The following is a 16419-nucleotide window of genomic DNA, read 5'->3' as shown; positions in this document are numbered from 1 at the left end:
GCCGGCGCCGACAACCGGCATGGGCCGCCGGCGTCGGCCGGTGACCGGCATGGCCCGCCGAGGCCGGCCGGCAGCCGGCGCGGCGTGCCGCCCTCGGCCGCCACCGGCACAGGACGCCGGTGGCGGCCGGCGGTCAGCCGTAGTACGCCGTGCGCATGAGGTTTTCCATGTCGGTGAGCATGGGCATGCGGGGGTTGGCCGGGGCGCATTGGTCCTCGTAGGCGTTGAGGGCCTGTTGTGGCAGTGAGGCCAGGAAGGACTGCTCGTCGACGCCGACGGCCTGGAACGACGGCTCTATGCCCACCTTGTCCCGCAGTTCCTCCACGGCCCGGGCCAGGGACTCCACGCCCTCCTGGGCCGTCGCGGCGGGCAGGCCGAGGGTGCGGGCGATGTCCTGGAAGCGCTCGGGGGCCCGGTAGTGCTCGTACTTGGGCCAGCCGGTGAGCTTCGAGGGGACGGTGCCGTTGTAGCGGATCACGTGCGGCAGCAGGATCGCGTTGGTGCGGCCGTGCGCCACGTGGAAGGTGGCGCCCAGCGTGTGCGACATGGCGTGCACGATGCCGAGGAAGGCGTTGCCGAACGCCATGCCCGCGATGGTGCCCGCGTTGTGCATCCGCTCCCGCGCCTCCGCGCTCCCGGCCCGGTCGTTCACCGCCGCCTCGATGTTCGCGAAGATCAGGCGGACGGCGTGCAGGGCGAGCCCGTCGGTGAAGTCGTTGGCGTAGACGGAGACGTACGCCTCGATGGCGTGGGTCAGCGCGTCGAAGCCGCTGTCGGCGGCGAGCGCCGGAGGCAGCGCGGTGGTCAGCAGCGGGTCGACGATGGCCACGCTCGGGGTGAGCGCGTAGTCGGCCAGCGGGTACTTCTTGCCGCTCGCCGGGTCGGAGATGACCGCGAACGGTGTGACCTCCGCGCCGGTGCCCGAGGTGGTGGGGACGCAGACCAGGCGCGCCACCTTCCCCAGCGTCGGGAAGCGGAAGGCCCGCTTGCGGATGTCGGAGAACTTCTGCCGCATGTCCGCGAAGTCGACGTCCCGGCCGGCGACGTGCTGCTCGTACAGCAGCCACATCACCTTCGCCGCGTCCATCGGCGAGCCGCCGCCCAGCGCGATGATGGTGTCCGGGCGGAAGTCGCCCATCAGCCGCGCGCCCCGCCGCACCGAGTCGATGCTCGGCTCCGGTTCGACGTTGTCGATGATCTGGACGGTGACCGGTTCCGCGCGCCGCTGCAGCACCCGCGTGATCCGGTCGACGAAGCCGAGCCGGGTCATGGTCGCGTCGGTGACGACCGTGACGCGGTGGACGTCCGGCATGCTCGACAGGTAGCGGATGGACTGCGGCTCGAAGTAGATCTTCGGGGGCACCTTGAACCACTGCAGGTTGTTGCGCCGCACGCCGACCCGCTTGACGTTCAGCAGCTGGGCGGCGGAGACGTTGTTGGAGACCGAGGTGCTGCCCCACGAGCCGCAGCCCAGGGTCAGCGAGGGCAGCAGGCTGTTGTAGATGCCGCCGATGGCGCCCTGGGACGAGGGCGCGTTGACGATGATCCGGACGGTCTTCATCCGCCGCCCGTAGGCCTCGGCCAGCGCCGGGTCCTCGGCGTGGATGACGGCGCTGTGGCCCTGCCCGTGGAAGGCGACCATGTCGGCGGCCAGGTCGAAGCCCTGCCGCTCGTCCCCGGCGCGCAGCACGGCCAGCACGGGGCACAGCTTCTCCCGGGTGAGCGGCTCGTCGGGGCCGACCCGCCCGGCCTCCACCAGGATCACGGACGTGCCCTCCGGCACCGCGAACCCGGCCCGCTCGGCGATCCACGCCGGGCTCTGCCCCACGGCGGCGGAGTTGACGCGCGGCTCGCAGGCCGCGCCGTCCGGCTCCTTGGCCGGCGGGAAGAGGAAGGCCTCCAGCTTGGCCTTCTCCTCGGGGGTGGCCAGGTGGGCGTGGAGCCGGCGGAACTCGGCCAGGGCGTCGTCGTAGATCTCGGTGTCGAGGATGACGGCCTGCTCGGAGGCGCAGATCATGCCGTTGTCGAACGACTTCGACAGCACCAGGTCGTTGACGGCGCGGCGCAGCTTCGCGCTGCGGTGGACGTACGCCGGGACGTTGCCGGCGCCCACGCCGAGTGCGGGCTTGCCCGCCGAATAGGCGGCCCTGACCATGGCGTTGCCGCCGGTGGCGAGGATGAGGGAGACGCCGGGGTGTTCCATGAGGGTGCGGGTGGCGGCCACGGACGGTGACTCGATCCACTGCACGCAGTGCTCGGGCGCGCCCGCGGCCACCGCCGCGTCGCGCACGATCCGCGCGGCCTCGGCGCTGCACCGCTGCGCGGAGGGGTGGAAGGCGAACACCACGGGGTTACGGGTCTTCAGCGCCATGAGCGCCTTGAAGACGGTCGTCGAGGTCGGGTTGGTCACCGGAGTCACCGCGCAGACCACGCCGACCGGTTCGGCGATCTCGATCATGTCCTCGACGTCGTCGCGGGCGATCACGCCGACGGTCTTCATGGGGCCCATGCTGTGCGTGACGTGCTCGCAGGCGAACAGGTTCTTGGCCGCCTTGTCCTCGAAGACCCCGCGGCCGGTCTCCTCCACCGCCAGGCGGGCGAGCGCCGTGTGCTGGTCCAGGGCGGCGACCGAGGCCTTCTTGACGATGTGGTCGACCTGTTCCTGGGTGAGGGACTCGTAGTCGGCGAGCGCCTTGAGACCGGCCCGCACCAGCCGGTCGACGGCGATCGCGGTCTCCGAGGGCACGTCGGCGGTCGGGCCCGAGGGCGCGTCGGCGGTCGGGCCGGCGGGTACCTCGGCGGTCGGGCCGGCGGGTGCCTCGGTAGGTGCCTCGGCGGGTGCGTCGTTGGGCGCCGCCTGGACCGGTGTGGCGTCGGCGGCCGCGCTCGGGGCCCCGGTGTCCTGTCGGGTCATGGGGTTGAGCCTCCACGGTCAGGGCCGCCGTGGACGTACGGCGGCGCATGGGACGGGAGCGGCACCGCGGGGGATCGGTGCCGCTCCCTGACTCCACTGTTCCGCTCCCGCCCCTCGCCGTGCAGCCGCCGATGGTCCCCTGCCGAGCCCGAACGTCCTTGAAACGGGAGCCTCCCGGCCCGCAACGCACCGCCCGCCGTGCGCGGTCAGCGCAGGCGGCGCAGGTACGGGTCGTGGGGGAGGCGCGGGACCAGGCGGACGCGGGCGTCGAGCGCGGTGACGCCGGTGCGGCCGGCCAGGACCGGGTTGAGGTCGGCCTCCGCGAGCTGGGGGAGGTCGCAGGCCATGCGGGACAGGCGGTGGAGGAGCTGCTCCAGGGCCTCCAGGTCGACGGCCGGGGTGCCGGCGTAGCCGAAGAGGAGCGGGGAGCAGCGCGGGGAGGTGATCAGCTCGCGCACGTCGCGGTCGGTCAGCGGGGCGAGCCGCCCGGCGTGGTCGGCGAGCAGCTCGGTCGCCGTCCCGCCGAGCCCGAAGACGACCAGCGGCCCGAACACCTCGTCCTGCACCACGCCCGCGAACAGCTCGGTGCCGCGTTCGGCGAGCGGCTGCACCACCACGCCGGTCATCCGGTCGCCGAACCGCGTCACCAGGTCCCGGTGGGCCGCCCGGATCTGGGAGGCGTTCTGCAGATCGAGGTGCAGGGCGTGCTGCTCGCTCTTGTGCACCAGCCCCGGCCAGTACGCCTTCATCACCACCCGCCCGTCGGGCCCGGCCAGCCGCCGCCCCGCCGCGACCGCCTCGTCCTCGTTCCGCGCCCAGGCCCACGGCAGCTGCGGAACGCCGTAGCAGCCGAGGAGTTCGGCGGTGGTCCGCGGGTCGAGCCAGGCGCCCTCTGGGTGCTCGGCCAGGAACGAGGCGACGACCGTCCGCGCCCGCGCACTGTCCACGTCGTCCAGCTCGGCGACGGAACCGGGCAGTTCGGCGAGCCAGCGGGCGCGCGCCGCCGCGTGCGCCAGGGCCCGCGCGGCGTCCTCCGCGTCCGAGTAGGCGGGCATCCGGCCGCCGCCCTCGACGGCCGGCAGTTCCACCCGGGCCGCCTGCGCGGGCAGGACCGCGACCACGGGCCGCGGTGCGGCCTCCCGGCCCTCGGTGAGCGCCCGGACCAGGTCCTCCCCGGTCGCCGCGGCGACCGCCGTGGGCACGAGGACCACCAGCACCGCGTCGACCGCGCCGTGCCGGGCCAGCCGGTCCACGCAGGCGCGCAGCGCCTCCTCGCCGACGGCGGCGGTGGTGTCCACCGGGTTGGCGGCGCCGGCGCCCTCGGGCAGCGACTGGAGGAGTTCGTCGACCAGTTGGGCGGGCAGCGGCGGCACCGCGAGCCCGGCGTCCGCGCAGGCGTCGGCGGCCAGTACGCCCGCCCCGCCCGCGTTGGTGACCACCGCGACCCGGGTGCCGGCGGGCAGCGGCTGGGAGTGCAGCAGGGCGGCCGCGTCGAGGAGTTCGCCGATCGTGCGGGTGGCCGTGACACCGGCCTGGGTGAACAGCGCCTGCCGGGTCATGGTGCGGGTGGCGGCCGCCGCCGTGTGCGAGGCCGCGGCCCGGCGCCCGGCCTCCGAGCGTCCCGCGTCGACGGTGAGCACCGGCATCGTACGGGCCACCCTGCGCGCCGTACGGGAGAAGGCGCGCGGGTTGCCGAAGGACTCCAGGTGCAGCAGCGCCAGGTCGGTGCGCCCGTCGCCCTCCCACCACTGGAGCAGGTCGTTGCCGCTGACGTCGTACTTGTCGCCCAGCGAGACGAAGGTCGACACGCCGATGCCGAGCCGGGCCAGACCGTCGAGCAGCGCGATGCCGACCCCGCCGGACTGCACGGCGACCCCGGCCGTGCCGGACCCCGGATGGCGGGCGGCGAAGGTGGCGTCCAGGCGGATACCGTCCTCGGTGTTGGCCAGGCCCAGGCAGTTGGGCCCGGCGAGCCGCATCCCGTACCTGCGGCACGCGGCGAGCAGCGCCCCGGCCTGGCGGGCGTCCAGGCCGGCCGAGACGACGAGCAGCGCGCCGACGCCGGCCCGGCCGCACTCCTCGGCCACCTCCGGCACGGCCGCGGCGGGCACCGCGACGACCGCGAGGTCGGGCACCCTCGGCAGCGCGGCCACGGACGGGAACGCGCGCACCCCGGCCACCGACCCGGCCTGCGGGTGCACGGCGAAGAGGCGGCCGGTGAAGGACTCGGTGCGGATGTTGCGCAGGATCGCGCGGCCCACCGAGCCGGGCCGGCGGCCGGCGCCGATCACGACGACGCACCGGGGGCGCAGCAGCGGCCGCAGGCTGACCGCGCCGGCCAGCCGGCCGCGGGCGTCCACCGCGCGCAGGTAGTCCTCGTCCTCGGTGAGCTGCACCACGCAGTGCACCTCGGGCCCGTCGTAGCGGCGGGTGACGCGCAGGCCGAGGTCGTGGAAGACCTTCAGCACCTCGTGGTTCTCGGCGAGGGCGTCGGCGGTGAACGCGCTGACGCCCGCGTCCCGGGCGGCGTCCGCGAGGTGTTCCAGGAGCAGGGTGGCCACACCCCGGTGGTGCCAGTCGTCGGCGACGGCGAGGGCCACGTCGGCGGTGGGGCCGTGCGGGTCGGTCTCGTACTCGGCCAGGCCCACCAGCCGTCCGTCGTGCTCGGCGACCAGGGCCCGGTAGCCGGGCCGGCGGGGTCCCGCCACCCGGTCGGCGCCCTGCCGGGCGGAGGTGCGGCTGACGGAGAAGAACCGCAGCCTCAGATTGGCGTCGGACATCTGTTCGTACAGGCGCAGCACCTGGTCGTGGTCGTCCGGACCCGCCCGCCGGATCCGTACGGTGGTGCCGTCGGTCAGCAGTGCGTGCACCGGCGGCCGGTCGGTGTCGGTCATCGCGCGCTCCTCCCCTGGCGAAGCCATGTCTTCAAGCCTCCGCCCCCGCCCGGCCCCGTCCCAGGGCCCGACCGGCCACCCCTGGGGGCCGAAGTGCCCATGCGCGGGCGCGCGGGCGGTGGGACCGTGGCAGAGCGGGAACTCTTGCCGCACGACGTGGCAGCCCGGTGGAAGGCGGTGAGGACGATGCAACTGCCCCTGGTCGTGGGCGTCGACGGATCCGACGCGAGTCTGCGGGCGGTCGACTGGGCCACGGACGAGGCCGCCCGGCACGGGCTGTCCCTGCGGCTGGTGTACGCCTCCCTCTGGGAGCGCTACGAGGGCGCGGTCCCCACCGGCAGCGTGGAACGCCCCTCCGAGCAGGTCATGGCCGAGCACGTGGTGGCCTCCGCGGCCGAGCGCGCCCAGCGGCGCGCGCCGGAGGTGAAGGTGACCACCGACATCCTGCCCGAGGACGCGGTGTCCGCCCTGCTGGGCGAGGCCGACAACGCCGCCGGGCTGATCACCGGCAGCCGCGGCCGCGGTGAGCTGAAGGGGATGCTCCTCGGCTCGGTCTCCCTGGCCGTGGCGGGCCGCGCGCACTGCCCGGTGGTCGTGGTCCGGGGCGACCCGGCGGGCCTGGCCGGCACCCACGAGCGGATCCTGCTCGGCGCCGGAGACCCCGGCACCGCCGCCGACGCCGTACGGTTCGCCTTCCGCGAGGCCGAGGCACGCGACTGCGTCCTCGACGTCGTACGGGCCTGGCGCGGCCCCTCGCACCCGGCCCCCGGGGACGGGGAACCGGCCGGGGAACCCGAGAAGCACGCCACCGCCGTCCTGGACGAACTGCTGCGCGACGTCATGACCGAGTATCCGGACGTGCGGGTGCGCCCCGCGGCGGTCGAGGGACCGGCGCACCGGGTGCTCGTCGACCGTTCGGCCGCCGCCGACCTGGTGATCGTCGGCGCCCGCCGCAGGGTGGGCCACCTCGGCCTCCAGTTCGGCCGGACCGGCCACACGCTGCTGCACCACGCGCAGTGCCCGGTGGCCGTGGTGCCCCAGCGGGTGTGAACCCCGGTGGCGGGGGCGGTGACGGCGTGGACCTGGTCGTACGACGGCTACGACCCGGCGCGGGAGCGCCTGCGGGAGGCCCTGTGCACGCTCGGAAACGGCTACCTGGGCACCCGCGGGGCCCTGCCGGAGTGCGACGCGGACGACGTGCACTACCCGGGCACCTATGTCGCCGGGTGCTACAACCGGCTCGTCTCCCGCGTCGCCGGCCGGGAGGTGGAGAACGAGGACTTGGTCAACCTTCCCAACTGGCTGCCCCTGCGCTTCCGCGTCCCGGGCGGCGCCTGGCTGACCCCGGACACGGCACCCGTCCTCGCCCACCGCCAGATCCTTCACCTGGACGCCGGCCTGCTGGAGCGCCGCACCCGCTACGGGCTCGGGCGGGGCCGCGCCCTGACCGTGCGCCAGCAGCGCGTCGTGCACATGGCCGACCCCCATCTGGCCGCCCTGCGCACCGAGTTCACCGCCGAGGGCATCACCGCGGACCTCGAACTCGAGGTCGAGGCGTCGATCGACGGCGGTGTGACCAACGCGGGCGTGGAGCGCTACCGCGATCTGGACGGCCGCCACCTCACCCACGTCCACACCGGCACCGGCTCCGGCACCGGCACGGTGTGGCTGCGCTGCCGTACCGGCGCCTCCGACATCCGTGTCGGCGCGGCCACCCGTCTGGTCTGCGACGCGGCGGCCGGGGCGGTCGCCGCACGGCACGGGCACGGGCGCGTGGTGCAGGAACTGCGGCTCCGGCTCGCGCCGGGACGCACCGCGACCGTCGACAAGACCGCCGCGCTGCACACCTCCCGCGACCCCGCCATCAGCGACCCGCTGCGCGCCGCGACCGACCGCGTGACGGCGGCGCCCGGCTTCGAGGAGCTGCTGGAGACCCATCTGACCGCCTGGGACCAGCTGTGGCGCCGGGCCGACATCGACGTGCCCGGCGAACCCGGGCGCATCCTGCGCCTGCACCTCTTCCACGTGCTGCAGACCCTCTCCCCGCACACCGCCGACCTGGACGTCGGAGTGCCCGCGCGCGGGCTGCACGGCGAGGCCTACCGGGGGCACGTCTTCTGGGACGAGCTGTTCGTCCTGCCGTATCTGAACCTGCACTTCCCGGAGGTCTCCCGGGCCCTGCTGCGCTACCGCCACCGCCGTCTGGAGCGGGCCCGCGCGGCGGCCCGGGCGGTCGGCCGGCGCGGAGCGATGTACCCGTGGCAGAGCGGCAGCGACGGACGGGAGGAGTCCCAGCGGCTGCACCTCAACCCGCACTCGGGGCGCTGGCTGCCCGACCACTCACGCCTCCAGCGGCACGTCGGCTCGGCCGTCGCCTACAACGTGTGGCAGTACTGCCAGGCGAGCGGGGACGCCGAGTTCCTGCACACCAAGGGCGCCGAGATGCTGCTGCAGATCGCCCGCTTCTGGGCCGACTCGGCCACCTGGGACGAGAGCCTGGGCCGGCACCGCATCCTCGGCGTGATGGGCCCGGACGAGTACCACGACGCCTACCCCGACGCCGGCCGGCCGGGCCTCGACGACAACGCCTACACCAACGTCACCGCCGCCTGGGTGCTCGTCCGCGCCCTGGAGGTCATGCGCGCCCTGCCCGAGCCGCGCCGGCGCGAACTCGCCGAGCGCACCGGCCTGGACGGCGGCGAGCTCGAACAGTGGGAGGACGTCTCGCGCACGCTGTACGTGCCCTTCCACGACGGCGTGGTCAGCCAGTTCGAGGGTTACGGCGCCCTCGCCGAGCTGGACTGGGCCGGCTACCGCCGGCGTTACGACGACATCCGCCGCCTGGACCGGATCCTGGAGGCCGAGGGTGACACGGTCAACCGGTACAAGGCGTCCAAGCAGGCCGACGTGCTGATGCTCGGGTACCTCTTCGCCCCGGCCGAACTGGCCTCGCTCTTCTCCCGGCTGGGCCACCGCCTCGACGACGAGATCTGGCGCCGCACGGTCGACCACTACCTGGACCGCACCAGCCACGGCTCCACCCTCAGCGGCCTGGTCCACGGCTGGGTCCTGGCCCGCGCCCGCCGCGCCGAGACTTGGACCTTCGTCCAGGAGGCCCTGCGCGGCGACATCGCCGACCTCCAGGGCGGCACCACGGGCGAGGGCATCCACCTGGGCGCCATGGCGGGCACCCTCGACCTCGTCCAGCGCGGGCTGACCGGCCTGGAGACCCGCGAGGGCGCCCTGTGGCTCGACCCCGTGCCGCTGCCCGAGCTGTCCTCCTACGGCTTCGCGATCCGCTACCGCGGCCACTGGGGCGTGCGGCTGCGGCTGGAGCACGGCCGCATGGAGATCGCCGTGCCCGACTCCGACCGCTCACCGATCGACGTACGCCTGCCCGGCCGCGCGGTCTGCGTCCCGCCCGGCCGCACCTGCCGGCTGCTGCTGCCCGACTGAGCCGCCACCGGGCCGCCGGCCGGTCGTCATGGGCCGTTCGGCCCCGGTACGTGCCCGGCGGTCCCTGCCCGCGGCGGACCGGGCGAGTGACCCTGACGGTGTGAGGGTCAGGAGGTGAACGTCATGCTTCCCCCCGTAGTCGCCGGGATCGACGGCTCCGTCGAGGGCCTGGCGGCCGCCGAGTGGGCGGCCCACGAGGCCGTACGCCGTGAGCGGGCGCTGCGCCTGGTGCACGTCTGGGACTGGCACCCCCGCCAGGAGACCGGCGCCACCGCCAACGCGGCCCAGCGGCACCAGGCCGGACGCGCGCTGCGCCGCGCCGCGCGGCGGGTCCGCGTCGTGTGCCCGGAGCTGACCCCGTACGAGGACCAGGTCGAGGGCCCACCGGTCGAGGCGCTGCTGAAGGCCGGGGCCGAGGCCGAACTGCTGGTCCTGGGCTCACACGGCACCGGCGGCACGACCGGCTCCCTCGTGGGCTCGGTCGCCCTGGACGTGGCCGCCAGGTCCGCACACCCCGTGGTACTGGTCCGTGCGGACGAGGAACGCGGGGGCGAGTCTCCGGCGGCGGACGAGATCCGTGCCGGGGGCGAGTCTCCGGCGGCGGACGAGCCTGCGGCCACCTACGGGTCCGGGGACGCGCGGCGGGCCGGGGTCGAGGGCGGCGCCGGTGCGGGGCAGGCGTCCCGGGACGTGTTGCTCGGTGTCGATGCCGATGCCGCTCGTGAGGAGGTCGTGCGGTTCGCGTTCGAGGCGGCGCGGCTGCGCGGCGCGCGGCTGCGCGTGCTGTCCGCCTGGCACCCGCCCACCCCGCTCACGCTCGGCACCGCCGCGGCCGCCGCGTTCGACGACCCGTGGCGGGCCGAGGACCGGCTGGGCGCCCTGGACGCCGTACTGCGGCCGTGGCACGAGCGGTACCCGGACGTGCGCGTCCTGGTGACCGCCGTGCACGACCGGCCCGCGCCGGCCCTGGTGAGGGCCGCCCGCGGAGCCGGGCTCCTGGTCGTCGGGCACCGCCTCACCGACCGTTCCGGCCCCCCGTGCACCGGCCCGGTCACCCACGCCGTGATCCACCACGCCACCTGCCCCGTGGCCGTCGTACCCCACTTCTGACACCGAGGGCACCGACGGCACCGACGTACCGGAGGGAGCGGATCCAGATGATGTACTACCCGCACGGCATGAACGGCTGGGGCTGGTTCGCCATGTCCCTCGGCACGGTCCTGTTCTGGGCCGTGCTGATCGCCGCCGGCGTGCTCCTCTTCCGCGCGCTCGACCGCGGCCGCGGACGGCCGCCGCGCACCGCCGCTCCCGGGCGGCCCACCCCCGAGCAGCTCCTCGCCGAGCTGTTCGCCCGCGGGGAGATCGACGAGGACGAGTACCGGCGCCGGCTGGAGGTCCTGCGCGGTGACGGCGCGCAACACACCGGGCACATGCCCACGCCCTGACAGGAAGACCCGGAGACACGGAGAGACGGAGATACGCGGAGAGACCGGCTCCTCGGGACTCCCGGGATTCAGGAATACCCCCTGGGGTACTAGCGTTAGGGTCGGCTGTATACCCCTGGGGGTAATTTTCTCCGTGAAGGGAGCATCCCGTGTTCTTCGTCGAGACCATCGAGGTCGCCGGGCTGGGCAACCGCAGCTATCTGGCCGGAGGCGGGCGGACGGCCGTGGCGGTCGATCCGCCCCGGGACGCCGACCTGGTCGTCGCGGCGGCCGCCCGGCGCGGGGTGCGCATCGCCCACGTCGTCGAGACCCACGTGCACAACGACTACGTCTCCGGCGGCCTGGAGCTCGCCCGGCTCACCGGGGCCGTCTACCTCGTCCCCGAGGGTGCCCGGGTCCGCTTCCCGCACACGCCCGTGCGGGACGGCGACTCCGTGACCGTCGACGCCGGCGCCGGGCTCACACTGCGGGCGATGGCGACCCCCGGGCACACCCCGCACCACACCTCGTACGTGCTCGAGGAGGCCGGGCGCGCGGTGTCCGTGTTCACCGGCGGATCCCTGCTCATCGGCACGGTCGGCCGCCCCGACCTGGTCGAGCCCCGCCTGACCGAGCGGCTGGCGCGCGCCCAGCACGCCTCCGCCCACCGGCTCGCCGCCGAGCTGCCCGACGCGACCGAGGTGCTGCCCACCCACGGCTTCGGCAGCTTCTGCTCCTCCAGCCAGGCGGCCGGGGACAGCACGACCATCGGCAGGGAGCGTGCGGCCAACGACGCCCTCACCCTGGACGCCGACAGCTTCGTGGCCGGTCTGCTCGCCGGCCTGGACGACATCCCCGCGTACTACGCCCACATGGCGCCGCTCAACGCCGCCGGGCCCGCGCCCGTCGACCTGACGCCGCCCGCGGTGGCCGACCCGGAGGAGATCGCGGCCCGGCTGGCCGCGGGGGAGTGGGTGGTCGACCTGCGCAACCGGGTCGCCTTCGCCGAGGGGCACGTGGCGGGGGCCTTCAACTTCGAGGCCGAGGGCAAGCTCGCCACCTACCTCGCCTGGCTGGTGCCGTGGGGCAGGCCGGTGACCCTGCTCGCCGAGTCCCCGGCCCAGCTCGCCGACGCCCAGCGGGAGCTGGCCCGGGTCGGCATCGACCGCCCGGCCGCGGCGGCCACCGGAGGGCCGGCCGCCTGGCTCCGCCCGGGCGAGGAGCCCGCCTCCTTCCCGCGGGCCACCTTCGCCGACCTCGCCGAACGCCACCCGGACGACGGCATCGTCGTACTGGACGTCCGGCGCGACTCCGAACGCGCCGGCGGCCATGTCGAGGGCTCCGTGCACATCCCCGTCCACCTGCTGCACCGGCGCGTCGGCGAGGTGCCCGCCGGCGAGGTGTGGGTGCACTGCGCGGGCGGCATGCGGGCCGCGATCGCCGCCTCGCTGCTGGACGCGGCCGGCCGCCGGGTCGTGGCCGTGGACGACGCCTTCGAGTCGGCCGAGAAGGCCGGCCTGCCCGTCCGGACCGTCTGAGCGTCCCACGGCGGGAAAGGAAACAGCAGTGGTCCACGTGCCGCTGAGTCTCCTCCGGCGCGCTCCCCACCGGGTCACCGCCCGCGAGGCCGCCGGACGCACCGGCCACGCCGTGCGCGACGGCGTCCACGACGGCGGGGCGGGGCCGTACTCCTCGATGTGCGCGAGGCGCAGGAGTGGCGTGCGGGGCACGCGCCCGGCGCGGTGCCCATTCGCCTGCCCGCGCTCACCGAGGGCGCGGGCCTGCCGCCGGGGGCGCGGGGGCGGCAGGCGGCAGGCGGCGGGCCGGGAAGGTCTCCGCCGCCGCGCTGCAGCGCACCTTCGCGGTCGTGCTGTTCGCGGTGGCGGCCTTCATGCCGACCGACGTGGTGGTGTGATGGGCTCCGGCCGCTGGGCGCGGTTCAGGCCAGCGACAGGAACAGCTTCTCCATGCGGGCCCGCATCAGGGTGGCGTCGTCGCCGTTCGTCCGCCCGGCCTCGATGTCGGCCACGCACTTCTGCAGACCGGTGGCGATGATGGCGAAGCCGGCGCGGTCCAGGGCCCGTGAGGCGGCGGCCAGTTGCGTCACGACGTCCTCGCAGTCCCGCCCCTCCTCGATCATCCGGATCACTCCGGCGATCTGCCCCTGCGCACGGCGCAGCCGGTTCAGCACCGCCTTGAGGTCGTCGCCCTCGAGCTCCAAGTCCACGATCACTCCTCGCAAAATACCCCTCGGGGTACTGTACGTCCCGATTCGGGACGGCGTCGACCACCCCCCCCCGCGCCCCACCCCACCGGAAAGGACCCGACCTCCCGTGAACCCTCCCCCCACGCCCGCGCCCTCCGTGCCGCCGGTCTCCCTCGCCACCGACCAGGCGCGCACCAGGCTGGAGGAACTGACCGTCATCGACGTGCGCACGCCCGGCGAGTACGCCGCCGGACACCTCCCCGGCGCCCTCAACATCCCGCTGGACCACATCGGACGGGCGCTGCCCGAGATCCGGCACGCCTCCGCGCGCGGCGGGGTCCTCGTCGTCTGCGCCTCCGGCGCCCGCTCGGCGAAGGCCTGCGCGCTGCTGGCCGAGCAGGGCGTGCCCACCGCCACCCTCACCGGCGGCACCAGCGCCTGGGCCGCCGCGGGCCACGACCTGCACCGCCCGGCGGCCCGCGACACCCGGGCCGGCTGGAGCATGGAGCGCCAGGTGCGCCTCACCGCGGGCTCCCTGGTCCTGCTCGGCCTGCTCCTGGCGCTGCTGGTGCACCCGGCCTGCGCGCTGCTCTCCGCGGGTGTCGCGGGCGGCCTGGTCTTCTCCGCCCTCACCGACACCTGCGGCATGGCGGCCCTGCTCGGCCGCCTGCCCCACAACCGCCCCGGCGCGGCCCAACTGGACGCGGCACTCCAGGCATTGCGCGCCCGGTGACGGCGGCGGACCGGCGGCGATGACGGTGGCGGACCGGCGGCGATGACGGTGGCGGACCGGCGGCGGTGACGGAGTCGGGCCCGCGGGGCCGGTATTGGCTCGGGCGGTGGCCGGTCGGCCGGTGGGTGGGGGACCACCGGCCCTCCTGGCCGGGCGCGTGGATCACGAGAGTGGAGTCAACCACCGAAGGAGGCCACCGACATGTCGTCCACCCCCGCCCTCCCCGTCACCGCCGGCCTGGACGGCCGCCGTGCGAGTCTCGCGGCGGCCGACTGGGCCGCCCGTGAGGCGCTGCGGCGCGAAGTCCCGCTGCGGCTCGTGCACGCCTGGGAGCAGCCGGTCGTCCCGCTGGCGTCCCTCGCCCAGGCCGCAGTGCCGCCGGACCCGGAGCGCTCCGCGAGCCTGCTGGCCGAGGCCCGCGCACATCTGACGCGCCGCCACCCGGGCCTGGACATCACCACCGACCGCCTCACCGGCGACCCCGTCGCCGCCCTGGTGGCCGCCGCGGACGAGTCCGGGCTGCTGGTCCTCGGCTCCCGCGGCCTCGGCCGTACCGCCGGATTCCTGCTCGGCTCGGTGGCCCGGAGCGTGGTCGCGCGGGCCGCACGGCCGGTCGTGCTCGTCCGCTCACCCGAACCGGCGGCCGACGGCGACACGAGCGGCGGTGCGAGCGATGGTGCGGACCCGCGGGCCGGTCAAGGCAGCGGCACCGGGGACGCCCCCGGCGACGTGGTGGTCGGCGTGGACCTGGACGGGCCCGACGACGCCGTCCTCGCGTACGCCTTCGAGGCGGCCGCCCTGCGCGGCACCGGCCTGCGGGTGGTGCACGGCCGCGGGCCCGTGGACGGCGAGGGGACCGGAGCCGTGGGACCGGCGGACGGCCTGGCCGACGGCGACGCCCTCGCCGAGCGTGCCGTGCCCGCCGAGGGGCCGCTCGCCCAGGCGCTGCGCCCCTGGCAGGAGAAGTTCCCCGGGGTGCCGGTGACCGCCCAGGCCGCGATCGGCCAGGCCGGCTCCCATCTCGCCGAGGTCTCCCGGGACGCCGGGCTCCTGGTCGTGGGCCGGGCGGCCCGGCACGCCCCGGTCGGCGCCCTCATCGGTCCGGTCACGGACGCGGTTCTGCGCCACGCCCTGTCCCCGGTCGCGGTCGTCCCCCACGACTGACCGCCCACCGGCCGCACTGTCGTAGCGCTCGTACCACCCGCACCGTCGTACGGCCCCCGCGGTCGTACGACGGGGTCGTACGACGGGAAGGGCCGCCGCGCTCCGAGCGCGGCGGCCCTTCCCGTGGAACCGCGGACTCAGGGGACCCGGGCAGGGGTTCCCCTACCGCCGGCCGGTGCGGGCAGCACCGCCGGATCGCAGTCGTCGACCCGGTACGTCAGGAATCCGACCACGCCGATCACGCCCTCCACGCGCCACGCGGCGTGCAGCACCGCCGGCGCCTGGCTGCGCAGCTCCACACACCCCCGCAGCGTGACCACGCCGTCCCGGACCGACACGTCCACCGCCCCTTCGGGCAGGCCGAGTTCGCCGGCGATCACCGTATCGCCGACCTCGGCGCGGATGTCCTCGTCGGTGCGCAGGAAGACCCGTAGCAGATCGCGCCTGGTGGCGATGCCGATGAGGCGGTCCTCCTCGTCCACCACGGGAAGCCGCTCGACGCCGTGCCGCTCCATCACCCGCGCCGCGTCCGGGACCGGCTGCTCGGGATGGATGGTGATCGCCGGTGACGTCATCATGTCCCCGGCCGTGGCAGGCCGGTCCGGGCCGCCGCCGGCCCGGACCGCCTGCTCGCGCACGAGGTCGGTCCCGGAGACCACGCCGACCACCTTGTCGTCGTCGTCGACGACCGGCAGCCCGCTGATCCGATGGTGGTCCAGCAGCCGGACCACCTCCTTGAACGAGGTCGTCCGGCGGGCCTGGACGACCTCGCTCGTCATCACTTCACCGACGGTGTGCGCTTTCACGGCACGGTGCCCCTATCGCTCGGGGCCGCCGCGCCACGGCGGCGGCGTCGCCGACCTGCGGGCGGTGTCCCCGCGGTGGGCGGCCCGCTCCGTCGCGGCGCGCAGCCTGTCCTGCAGCCGGTCGGCGAGTTCGCGGGCGCTCGCCTCCTGGGCGTGGACGACCACGAGGTCGTCGCCCAACCGGATCTCGGTCCCCGCCGACCAGGGCAGTCCGACGTGGTGCGCCGCCGCCCGCGCGACGCGCACCTCGCCACTGGCGGGCGGCAGTCCCGGGCGCCCGAGCGCCGCGCCGACCTTCTCGCGGACGTAGGCGAGCGCCTCGGCGTCCACGTCGCCCTCGGCCCGCACCCGGATGTCGCCGGTGATCTCGCGGGTGCCGGTGTCCCTGGCAGTCATGTGCTCCACTCCTTGGCTCGATCGCCCGATGCCGGTGAGTCCGGCCGGCCGGAGGGTCCGGCGACCGGTCCTGCGGTCCGCCGGTCCCCCGGATCTTCAGGGTGCTGCGGCGCGCGCCGCCGTCCCAGGGCCACCCGGCCCCGGCAGGCGGGCCCGGGGGTCCCCGGCCGCATCCCCCGCCCGGAGGCGTCCCGGCGTCGTGCCTGCTCGGGGGCGTCCCGGCCGTGGTGCCCGGTCACGTGCCGACCCGCCGCGCGCGGGGACTACCGTGGCTTCTGACAGCGGCGGTCCGCTGTCGGTACCGCGTGCACGAGGGACGGACCTGGAGGATCAGCGGTGGGAGTCTCCGAGGATTCCGGGGAAGCCCGGGTGCGGCTGCCGCAACTGCGGCTGGACGAGCTGCTGGAGGAACTGCAGGCCCGGGTC

At 75.4% G+C, this 16419-nt stretch carries 12 protein-coding genes; 7 read left to right on the top strand and 5 right to left on the bottom strand.

Translation table 11 applies throughout. The annotated features are described in order from the left end of the window. Positions 1 to 133: 133 nt before the first annotated feature. Positions 134 to 2914 carry a bifunctional acetaldehyde-CoA/alcohol dehydrogenase gene (adhE, locus tag IE249_RS34335; RefSeq protein WP_229859936.1) on the bottom strand — a complete coding sequence of 927 codons (2781 nt, stop codon included), beginning with the start codon at positions 2912 to 2914 and terminating at the stop codon, positions 134 to 136. A 206-nt stretch (positions 2915 to 3120) separates the two neighbouring features. Continuing rightward, positions 3121 to 5808 carry a bifunctional acetate--CoA ligase family protein/GNAT family N-acetyltransferase gene (locus IE249_RS34330; RefSeq protein WP_189711253.1) on the bottom strand — a complete coding sequence of 896 codons (2688 nt, stop codon included), beginning with the start codon at positions 5806 to 5808 and terminating at the stop codon, positions 3121 to 3123. A 186-nt stretch (positions 5809 to 5994) separates the two neighbouring features. Between IE249_RS34330 and IE249_RS34325 the strand changes: the two genes are divergently transcribed. From IE249_RS34325 to IE249_RS34305, 5 genes are all read left to right on the top strand, one after another. Continuing rightward, positions 5995 to 6858, top strand: coding sequence for a universal stress protein (locus IE249_RS34325; RefSeq protein ID WP_189711251.1), 864 nt, complete (start codon positions 5995 to 5997; stop codon positions 6856 to 6858). A gap of 18 nt (positions 6859 to 6876) precedes the next feature. Next, complete coding sequence (locus tag IE249_RS34320) at positions 6877 to 9264, top strand: glycoside hydrolase family 65 protein (protein ID WP_189711249.1); 2388 nt, start codon at positions 6877 to 6879, stop codon at positions 9262 to 9264. A 123-nt stretch (positions 9265 to 9387) separates the two neighbouring features. Beyond that, entirely contained in the window at positions 9388 to 10374 is a 987-nt protein-coding gene (locus IE249_RS34315) for a universal stress protein (protein WP_189711247.1), read from the top strand. A 47-nt stretch (positions 10375 to 10421) separates the two neighbouring features. After that, positions 10422 to 10709 (top strand): SHOCT domain-containing protein, encoded by a 288-nt coding sequence (locus IE249_RS34310; protein ID WP_189711245.1) that lies wholly within the window; start codon positions 10422 to 10424, stop codon positions 10707 to 10709. A 149-nt stretch (positions 10710 to 10858) separates the two neighbouring features. Then, positions 10859 to 12226: an MBL fold metallo-hydrolase gene (locus IE249_RS34305; protein WP_189711243.1), complete on the top strand. Its 1368-nt coding sequence runs from the start codon at positions 10859 to 10861 to the stop codon at positions 12224 to 12226. Positions 12227 to 12627: 401 nt separating this feature from the next. On the opposite strand, the gene IE249_RS34300 is transcribed toward IE249_RS34305, so the two are convergent. Beyond that, positions 12628 to 12915, bottom strand: a complete 288-nt coding sequence (locus tag IE249_RS34300; protein ID WP_189711241.1) for a metal-sensitive transcriptional regulator — start codon at positions 12913 to 12915, stop codon at positions 12628 to 12630. Positions 12916 to 13021: 106 nt separating this feature from the next. Between IE249_RS34300 and IE249_RS34295 the strand changes: the two genes are divergently transcribed. Further along, positions 13022 to 13627 carry a rhodanese-like domain-containing protein gene (locus IE249_RS34295; protein WP_189711239.1) on the top strand — a complete coding sequence of 202 codons (606 nt, stop codon included), beginning with the start codon at positions 13022 to 13024 and terminating at the stop codon, positions 13625 to 13627. A gap of 201 nt (positions 13628 to 13828) precedes the next feature. Beyond that, entirely contained in the window at positions 13829 to 14791 is a 963-nt protein-coding gene (locus tag IE249_RS34290; RefSeq protein ID WP_189711237.1) for a universal stress protein, read from the top strand. Positions 14792 to 14928: 137 nt separating this feature from the next. On the opposite strand, the gene IE249_RS34285 is transcribed toward IE249_RS34290, so the two are convergent. Then, on the bottom strand, positions 14929 to 15570 hold the full coding sequence (locus tag IE249_RS34285) for a CBS domain-containing protein (protein ID WP_189711235.1): 642 nt from the start codon (positions 15568 to 15570) through the stop codon (positions 14929 to 14931). Between the two features lie 39 nt (positions 15571 to 15609). Further along, positions 15610 to 15993, bottom strand: coding sequence for a hypothetical protein (locus IE249_RS34280; RefSeq protein ID WP_189711225.1), 384 nt, complete (start codon positions 15991 to 15993; stop codon positions 15610 to 15612). Between the last annotated feature and the right edge of the window lie 426 nt (positions 15994 to 16419).

The sequence above is a fragment of the Streptomyces anandii JCM 4720 genome, assembly GCF_014650655.1.
Lineage (GTDB): Bacteria > Actinomycetota > Actinomycetes > Streptomycetales > Streptomycetaceae > Streptomyces > Streptomyces anandii.
This window is presented reverse-complemented; position numbering and strand designations above follow the sequence as displayed.

Coding starts and splice junctions, on each gene's coding strand:
- adhE (WP_229859936.1), bottom strand. CDS start 2,914: ATGACCCGACAGGACACCGGGGCCCCGAGCGCGGCCGCCGACGCCACA.
- IE249_RS34330 (WP_189711253.1), bottom strand. CDS start 5,808: ATGACCGACACCGACCGGCCGCCGGTGCACGCACTGCTGACCGACGGC.
- IE249_RS34325 (WP_189711251.1), top strand. CDS start 5,995: ATGCAACTGCCCCTGGTCGTGGGCGTCGACGGATCCGACGCGAGTCTG.
- IE249_RS34315 (WP_189711247.1), top strand. CDS start 9,388: ATGCTTCCCCCCGTAGTCGCCGGGATCGACGGCTCCGTCGAGGGCCTG.
- IE249_RS34310 (WP_189711245.1), top strand. CDS start 10,422: ATGATGTACTACCCGCACGGCATGAACGGCTGGGGCTGGTTCGCCATG.
- IE249_RS34290 (WP_189711237.1), top strand. CDS start 13,829: ATGTCGTCCACCCCCGCCCTCCCCGTCACCGCCGGCCTGGACGGCCGC.
- IE249_RS34285 (WP_189711235.1), bottom strand. CDS start 15,570: ATGACGAGCGAGGTCGTCCAGGCCCGCCGGACGACCTCGTTCAAGGAG.
- IE249_RS34280 (WP_189711225.1), bottom strand. CDS start 15,993: ATGACTGCCAGGGACACCGGCACCCGCGAGATCACCGGCGACATCCGG.